This is a genomic window from Nonomuraea sp. NPDC001684 (assembly GCF_053596515.1).
Window position 1 is genome coordinate 1 of record NZ_JBSFGJ010000485.1, and the last position, 6,634, is coordinate 6,634.

Below are 6,634 nucleotides of genomic sequence, written 5' to 3' on the forward strand. Positions count from 1 at the left end.
CATCTCCGTACCAGGTCAGCCAGGCGCCAACGCGATGGTGACCTCCTCCCAGGTCGTGAACGCCTACCTGGCCGCCTCGGCGGCCCGCGCGCGCACGACGCCCGAGCGCCCTCGCACGCTTGACTTCCGCGATCTGGTCGAGCACTGCCCGGCCCGCGTCGGTGACGTGCCAGCGGTAACCATTCGCAAGATCGTCCCGCTCGTCGCGGATCAGCCCTTGTTCGGCCAACCGCTTGAAGACAGCGCGCCTTGTCCAGTCGCCCCACAAGGTGTTCACGTCGCCAGTGATCACTGTGTGGTCCCGGATGCGAATCAAGAGCTTGCGTTGCCCCTCGGTGAGGTCGATCGGCGTGACGTTCATCGCTGACCTCCGCGTCGCGTCTCGGACCAGATGCGGAGCTTCACGGTGTCGCTCATGAGGCATCATCGCCCTCGGCGCCGACGCTGATCAAGGCCCATCGGCGATGGGCGGATCGCCAGGTAGGCAACCTCCTCCACCCCGCTGCGGACGGCCGCCGACAGGCCGCCCCGCCAGGAGAAGTCCAGGCGCAGGTAGCCCGGCCGATCGTAGGAGCCCGACTGCAGGGCCGCCGGGCCGAGCACCTCGCGCAGCGCGGCGTGCACGACGTGCGTGCCGGAGTGGGCCTGGCGGGCGCCGAGCCGCCATTCGGCGTCCACCGCCGCCTGAATCCGGGCGCCGACGGGCAGTTCGCCGGCGGTGACCCGCACCTGATGGACGACCAGCCCCCTGATCGGCCGCTGCACATCGAGGACCTCGGCGGTGACGCCGGAGCCCGTCAGGGTGCCGGTGTCGCTGTCCTGGCCGCCGGACTCGGCGTAGCAGGGGGTGCGGTCCAGCACAACGTGCACGATCTGACCTTCGGCCGCCACCGGGATCGGGCGGCCGTCGTGGAAGAGACCGAGCACGCCGGCCCCGGCGGTGAGCCTCTGGTAGGCCAGCCAGTCGGTGGGGCCGTGGACGTCGAGCAGGTCGCGGTGGAGGGCGGGTGTCGGCGTGGCCGCTCTTCTTGGCCTGAGCGTCGCGCTTGGCGCGTTCGCGCTGCTCGGTCATGAGCTGTCTGAAGCCGTCGTCGTCCACCTCCAGGCCGTGTTCGGCGGCGATCAGCATGAGCGCGGTGCGGACGTGGTCGGCGACCACGCGCAGGCGTACGTCGTCCGGGTGGCTCTGGGCGGCGGCCGGGCCGGAGCGGATGCCATAGGCGAGGCCGCGTCCGCCGCTCGCCGCCGTCGGCAGCTGCTCTGCCAGCGGGTATACGGATTCGAATATCGGTCGTCCATTGATATCGATATTGGACAGTTCAGATGTCCCGTGATCTCCTCTGCGCATGAAGAAGGCAATCCCCCAGGCCCTCCGTTCGGGGCTGGGCGTCATCGTGGTCACCTCACTCACCCTCCTCGGTACTCCCTCGTACGCGGCCACCGCCGCAGCCGGCGCCGCCACTGCGGCTGCCGAGGTGCGGCCGGGAACGACCGTGCGCGACGACCTGCGCACGGTGTTCGACACGGCCGGGGTACGGGGCACGTTCGCTCTGCTGGACGTGTCGTCCAAGACGACGACCGTGGTGGACCGGCGGCGCGCGGAGACGCCGATGGTGCCCGCGTCCAGTTTCAAGGTCCCGCACGCGCTCGTCGCGTTGGAGACGGGCGCGGTCAAGAGCCCCGACGAGGTCATCCCCTGGGACGGCACGCCGCAGCCGTATCCCGAGTGGGAGAAGGACATGACCATGCGGGAGGCCGTGCGCATCTCCAACGCGGCGGCGTTCCAGGTGATCGCCCGCCGCATCGGCCTCACGCGCGAACGTCAGTGGCTGCACCGGCTTGGCTACGGCAACCAGCAGACCGGGACCGTGGTCGACCGGTTCTGGCTGGACGGCCCGCTGAAGATCTCGGCGGTGGAGCAGACCCGGTTCATGGAACGGCTGGCCGCCCTGCGCCTGCCCGCCTCCCGCGCGAACCAGCGTGCCGTCCAGGACCTGATCCTGATCGAGAAGAAGAACGGGTACGCCCTGTACGCCAAGTCAGGCTGGCAGAACGCCCCCAACCCCGGCACCGGCTGGTGGACGGGCTGGGTCGAGCGCGGCGGCCGCCTGTACACCTTCGCGCTGAACATGGACATCGCCAAGGACGCCGACGCCGCCAAGCGCGCCACGCTCGCCCGTCAACTGCTGTACCGGCTGAACGTCCTGCCCGCGGCGTGATCGTCTCCCCCTCGGACCACGGTGACCGTCGCACGGTCACCGTGGTCGTCACCGTTCAGGCGGCCATCTCGCTGGGCTACTTCGCGGCCATGGCGCACGTCGTCCTGCACCTGCGCGCCGACCTCGGACTGGCCGCCGGAGGGATCGGCCTGGTGCTGGCGCTGCGCAATCTCGTGCAGCACGCGCTCTCCCTGCCGGTCGGCGTGCTGGTGGACGTACTCGGCCCGGTACGGATGGGCATTCTGGCGTGCCTGCTGCGCGCGGCCGGATTCGCCCTGCTGGGCACTGTGTCCAGCCTGCCCTGGCTGATCGTCGCCGTGGTGCTGCTGGGCACGGGCGGGGCGCTGTTCCACCCGGCGGCGCAGTCGCTGCTGGCCGGGCTCGCCGAACGGCGAAGGGCGCGCGGATACGCGGCGTACGCGATGACGTTGCAGGTCGCGGCGGTGGCCGGCCCGGTGCTCGGGCTGGCGCTGCTGAACGTCGGCTACTGGCTGGTGGCATTGACGGCGGCAGCGCTGTGGGGCGTGGCGGCGTTCCTGTTCTCACTCCTGCGGCACGTCCCGCGCGTACGGGTGCCGCACGGAGTCGTCTCCGGGGTGCGAACGGTACTGCGGGACCGGGTTTTCGTCGGGTTCGCGGCCGTGTCGGCACCCGCCATGCTGCTGACCGACCAGTCGTCGGTGGTCGTACCGCTCGGCGGCGCGGACTCGACAGCGGTCACCGTGTTCTCCTGCGTGCTCGCCATGGTGTCGGCCGCGGTCCAGCCGTGGTGCGCGGTACCCGGCCGCGCCGACCGACCGCACGTGCTGCGCGCGGGACTGCTGCTCGCCGCGGGCGGCCATCTGCTGCTGGCGACCGGCGCGGGCACCGGGCTGCCAGGCCTGGTGCTGGTGGCCGTGCTGCACGGGCTCGCCGACGGGCTGCTGCAGCCGGCGGTGTTCCAGACGATCGCCCGGCTCGCCCCGCCGACGCGTTTCGGGGCGTACCTGGGCGTGCAGACGTTCCTGTCGGGCCTGGTCGCGTTCGCCGGCGGCATCGCGGTGGGCGGGTTGTTCGACCGGGGACCAGGCGGCGCGACGGCGGCACTGGTCATCCTGACGTTGACCGCCTGCGCCACTGCGGCCTGCGTCCGTCCGCTGCCTGAGCGGGCGTTCGGCGATGCCAGGACCGACGATTCCCCCAGCCGCTCCCCCAGCCGCGCCGCAGAGCTCAGGGACGGTGTCCGCGACGCGACGAGGTCATGACCGGCGGGACCGTCGCCATCGCCGGGGTTGAGGAACCGGTGGACAGCCGTCGGCGCTGAGAAGGATCTTGAGTGCAGAGAGCTGAGGCTGTTCTTGGTTGCGCAGCTTCCTCAGCTCGTCGCCTGGTCCCGGAGTCGGCGTGGTCGCAGCGAAACTGAGCATTGTCATCGAAGGTTGATGACCACTACGGTGTCTCACCGAAGGTCGAGTGGTTGCTGGGGCTGGACATCTGTCGCATCTCACCGACAGCGACGTTCGAGGTCTGCTACCCCGCCGGGGACCGCGGGGCGTGCGGTGTCCCGATAGACGAGGCGGGTTGCGGTACGCGGGTTGGATTCACCAGTTGGCGGAAGGCCGTCCGCACGTGGAGCAGTGATCGCCGACCGGGTCTGGAGGCGTGATGCACCCTGCTGGACGCGGTGGCCCAGGTCATAGGCATAACGATCGGACTCGATACGATAGTCGGCATGGACGTCCATGTCCCCACCCGGATGCTCGTCGAGGCGCTCGTCCGCACCGATCTCACGGTCGACGCCGGCGAGCTCTACGCCACCGCCAACCTGCTGGACATGAACGACCAGCAGGTCCGCCTGTGCATCAAACGGCTGGTCGCCGAGGGGCGGTTCGTCCAGGAAGGGCGGGGGCGCAAGGCGATCCTGCGCGCCACCGGCAGCACCGGACGCGCGATGGGCCTCGACGTCGAGTTCGTCACCCACGCCTACCGCCAGGACGCCGGGCTCGCCCCCTGGGACGGCGCCTGGCATCTCGTCGCCTTCACCGTCCCGGAGAGCGCCCGGCCCGCGCGCGACGCGCTGCGTGCCGCGCTCACCCTGCTGGGCGGCGCTCCCGTCCACGGCGGCCTGTACGTCAGCGCCAATCCGTGGGAGCCCTACGTCGAGGAGCACGCCCGCCGCCTGGACGTCCTCGGCCACGTCACCTTCCTGACCACCCGGGACCTGCGCCGGGGCGAGGAGAGCGATCCCGTCGCGCTCGCCCGGGCCATGTGGCCGCTGGGCGAGGTCGCCGGGCGTTACGAGCGGCTCGCCGCGGTGGCCGAGCCCCGGCTCCGGTTCCTCCAGGAGCACGCCGAGCCGTCAGGCAAGTCCGTATCGTCCGAGCCGCGGCGGCTGACCATCGCGGTGGAGCTGGCCGCGGAGTTCACCCGTGCGATGGAGGCCGACCCGCTGCTTCCCCCCGAGCTGCTGCCCCGGCCCTGGCCCGGCGCCCGGGCCCGGGCGCTGGCCGCGCGCTGCTGGTCGCTGCTGGAGGAGCAGACGGGCAAGGACGCCGGCGCCGTCCGCCTGTTCGGCCTCTACGGCGGCCTGAGCCGTCTGGCCGCGGGCGCCTGACGGGCCGTCACGCCGTCACGCCGTCACGCCGTCACGCCGTCACGCCGTCACGCCGTCTCCACGGCGACCCGCACCGAGCCGCCGGTCCACCGGGCCAGGTCGGCGAAGAACCGCTCGTGGTCGATCGCCGCCTCCGGCGGATGGACGCCGGGCCGCGCCCCGGCATCGTCGATCAGCTGCGCGAGGCCCAGCGCGGCCGGCCCGCCCGTGGCCTCGGCCATGCCTTGGAGCAGCGGCGACGTACCCGCCAGATGGGCCAGGACGGTCGCCGGCCGCCCGTCCGCCGCCCCTGTGGCGAGCACGGTGCCGTTCAGCTCGACCGCCGTGCTGTACGGCTCGCCGGCCGGCGCCGACGCGTTCGAATGGGCGCAGCTGGCGGGGCTCGCGATGGTCGTCGCGCTCCATGTGACCACGCTGCGCGCCTGGCGTCTGGCGATCGTCGGCGGCCTGCGCCCGGCGGCGGCGTCCGGCCACCGGCTCAAGGACGAGCGCCGGCTCAAGGACGAGCGCCGGCTGCGCCTGCTGGTGCTCGGCCTGCCGATCGTGGTCGCGGCGCTCCTGCCGATCCCGGCCGCCTGGCGCTCCTTCTGGTTCTGGTTCACCCTGTTCAGCGCCGCCACGGGCGCGGTCTCGGCCGTCCGGTTGCTCGTCATGCTGCTCGGACGCCCCGGACGCCCGGACGCCTGGCCGCGGGGTCGCGCGCGGAGCTAGATCCAGCCGCGTTCCCGGGCCTCCAGACCCGCCTGGAAGCGGGTCACGGCGTTCAGGTCGCGCATGACGGCGTGGATGCGGCGCTGCACGGTGCGCAGCCCGAGCCCCAGGGCCCGCGCGATGGCCTCGTCCGTCAGGCCACCCGCGAGCAGCCCGAGCAGCTCCCTGGTCACCTCGTCGAGCTCGGCGGGCTCGACGGGCTCGGCGGTGCGCGTGGCGGGCCGGGGGGCCGCGCGCAGGGGCAACGCCCGGTGCCACTCCAGTTCGAACAGCGCGATCAGCGCGTCCAGCAGGGCCGACTGGTGCAGGATGAACGCCGCGTCGATGGAGTTGGACCCGTTGCGGATGGGGATCAGCGCGAGCGCGTCGTCGGCGATCCAGATCTTGGCCGCCGCCCCGGCCACCACGCGGGCCTTCTCCCCGCGGGCGATGGAGTCCTGAACGAGGCGTAACTTGCCGGGGACCGCCAGGGCCTCCCGGTCGTACACGGTGCGGTAGTCGATGCCCGATCTGAGCATGTGCCGCTCGCGCGCGACGTTGTCGCCGTGCCCGCGCATGGCGTACGGGGGCTTGTCGATGTTGCGGAACATGACCTGGGCGCTGTCCTGCAGCGCGTACGCCCGGTTGATGATGTTGTCGGTCCCGGTGATGACCTCCACCTGCTCGGCCGGATGCGTCGCGTAGCGGGAGGCCAGGTTGAACGAGCTGGTCAGCTCGTGGATGGCCGTACGTACCTGGTGCAGCTCCTCCTCGTGCCGGGCGAGCAGCGGCCTGATGGCGATGTCGGGGGCGACGGCGACGTAACGGGCGCGGCGGCCCGGCAGCCTGCTGGCCAGGCCGCGCCGCGCGAAGGCCGCCAGCGTGCGGCCCGCGATCAGCGGCGAGACTCCGCACAGCGCCGCGAGCTCGTCGGCCGACGATCGCGGGTTCTCGACGAGCGTCGCGTACAGGCGGCTCTCGGCCGGTGAGAGGCCGATCGCTTCGAGCATCGACGGCTCCCCCGTTCTCCCGGCGACAAGGGCGGCGGTTTACCGCCACCTGGCGGGTTCTGGCCCGTTCGACACCCTTGTGTCCTGACTGAATCCCAGATTAGGTCAGCGAGGAAACGATC

At 72.0% G+C, this 6,634-nt stretch carries 8 protein-coding genes; 4 read left to right on the forward strand and 4 right to left on the reverse strand.

Annotated elements, in window-relative coordinates:
• Together ACWCSD_RS44635 and ACWCSD_RS44640 are read right to left on the reverse strand one after the other, a co-directional pair.
• A partial coding sequence (locus ACWCSD_RS44635) for a hypothetical protein (protein ID WP_449924456.1) occupies positions 1–361 on the reverse strand: 361 nt, incomplete at its 3' end.
• A 62-nt stretch (positions 362–423) separates the two neighbouring features.
• The gene (locus ACWCSD_RS44640; RefSeq protein WP_449924453.1) at positions 424–990 is read right to left on the reverse strand and encodes an alanine--tRNA ligase-related protein; all 567 of its coding nucleotides are present in this window, start codon (positions 988–990) and stop codon (positions 424–426) included.
• 356 nt (positions 991–1,346) lie between these two features.
• On the opposite strand from ACWCSD_RS44640, the gene blaOXA reads away from it, so the two are divergent.
• The 3 genes from blaOXA to ACWCSD_RS44655 all read left to right on the forward strand — a co-directional run bounded on the left by blaOXA (position 1,347) and on the right by ACWCSD_RS44655 (position 4,812).
• Positions 1,347–2,219: a class D beta-lactamase gene (blaOXA, locus tag ACWCSD_RS44645; protein WP_449924436.1), complete on the forward strand. Its 873-nt coding sequence runs from the start codon at positions 1,347–1,349 to the stop codon at positions 2,217–2,219.
• Positions 2,216–3,463, forward strand: a complete 1,248-nt coding sequence (locus ACWCSD_RS44650; protein ID WP_449924439.1) for an MFS transporter — start codon at positions 2,216–2,218, stop codon at positions 3,461–3,463. Before blaOXA ends, ACWCSD_RS44650 begins: the two co-directional genes overlap by 4 nt.
• A 467-nt stretch (positions 3,464–3,930) precedes the next feature.
• The gene (locus ACWCSD_RS44655) at positions 3,931–4,812 is read left to right on the forward strand and encodes a PaaX family transcriptional regulator C-terminal domain-containing protein (RefSeq protein ID WP_449924442.1); all 882 of its coding nucleotides are present in this window, start codon (positions 3,931–3,933) and stop codon (positions 4,810–4,812) included.
• 47 nt (positions 4,813–4,859) lie between these two features.
• Here ACWCSD_RS44655 and ACWCSD_RS44660 read toward each other — a convergent pair whose 3' ends face one another.
• A complete protein-coding gene (locus ACWCSD_RS44660) occupies positions 4,860–5,114 on the reverse strand; it encodes a hypothetical protein (protein WP_449924445.1) in 255 nt (84 codons plus the stop codon).
• A 1-nt stretch (position 5,115) separates the two neighbouring features.
• Here ACWCSD_RS44660 and ACWCSD_RS44665 point away from each other — a divergent pair, with 1 nt between their 5' ends.
• Positions 5,116–5,523 (forward strand): hypothetical protein, encoded by a 408-nt coding sequence (locus tag ACWCSD_RS44665; RefSeq protein WP_449924448.1) that lies wholly within the window; start codon positions 5,116–5,118, stop codon positions 5,521–5,523.
• Here ACWCSD_RS44665 and ACWCSD_RS44670 read toward each other — a convergent pair.
• Positions 5,520–6,512, reverse strand: a complete 993-nt coding sequence (locus ACWCSD_RS44670; protein ID WP_449924450.1) for a helix-turn-helix domain-containing protein — start codon at positions 6,510–6,512, stop codon at positions 5,520–5,522. The genes ACWCSD_RS44665 and ACWCSD_RS44670 overlap by 4 nt on opposite strands.
• Positions 6,513–6,634: the final 122 nt, after the last annotated feature.

Bases quoted from the DNA above. Each gene is read 5' to 3' on its own strand.
- blaOXA (WP_449924436.1), top strand. From the start codon at position 1,347: ATGAAGAAGGCAATCCCCCAGGCCCTCCGTTCGGGGCTGGGCGTCATC.
- ACWCSD_RS44655 (WP_449924442.1), top strand. From the start codon at position 3,931: ATGGACGTCCATGTCCCCACCCGGATGCTCGTCGAGGCGCTCGTCCGC.
- ACWCSD_RS44670 (WP_449924450.1), bottom strand. From the start codon at position 6,512: ATGCTCGAAGCGATCGGCCTCTCACCGGCCGAGAGCCGCCTGTACGCG.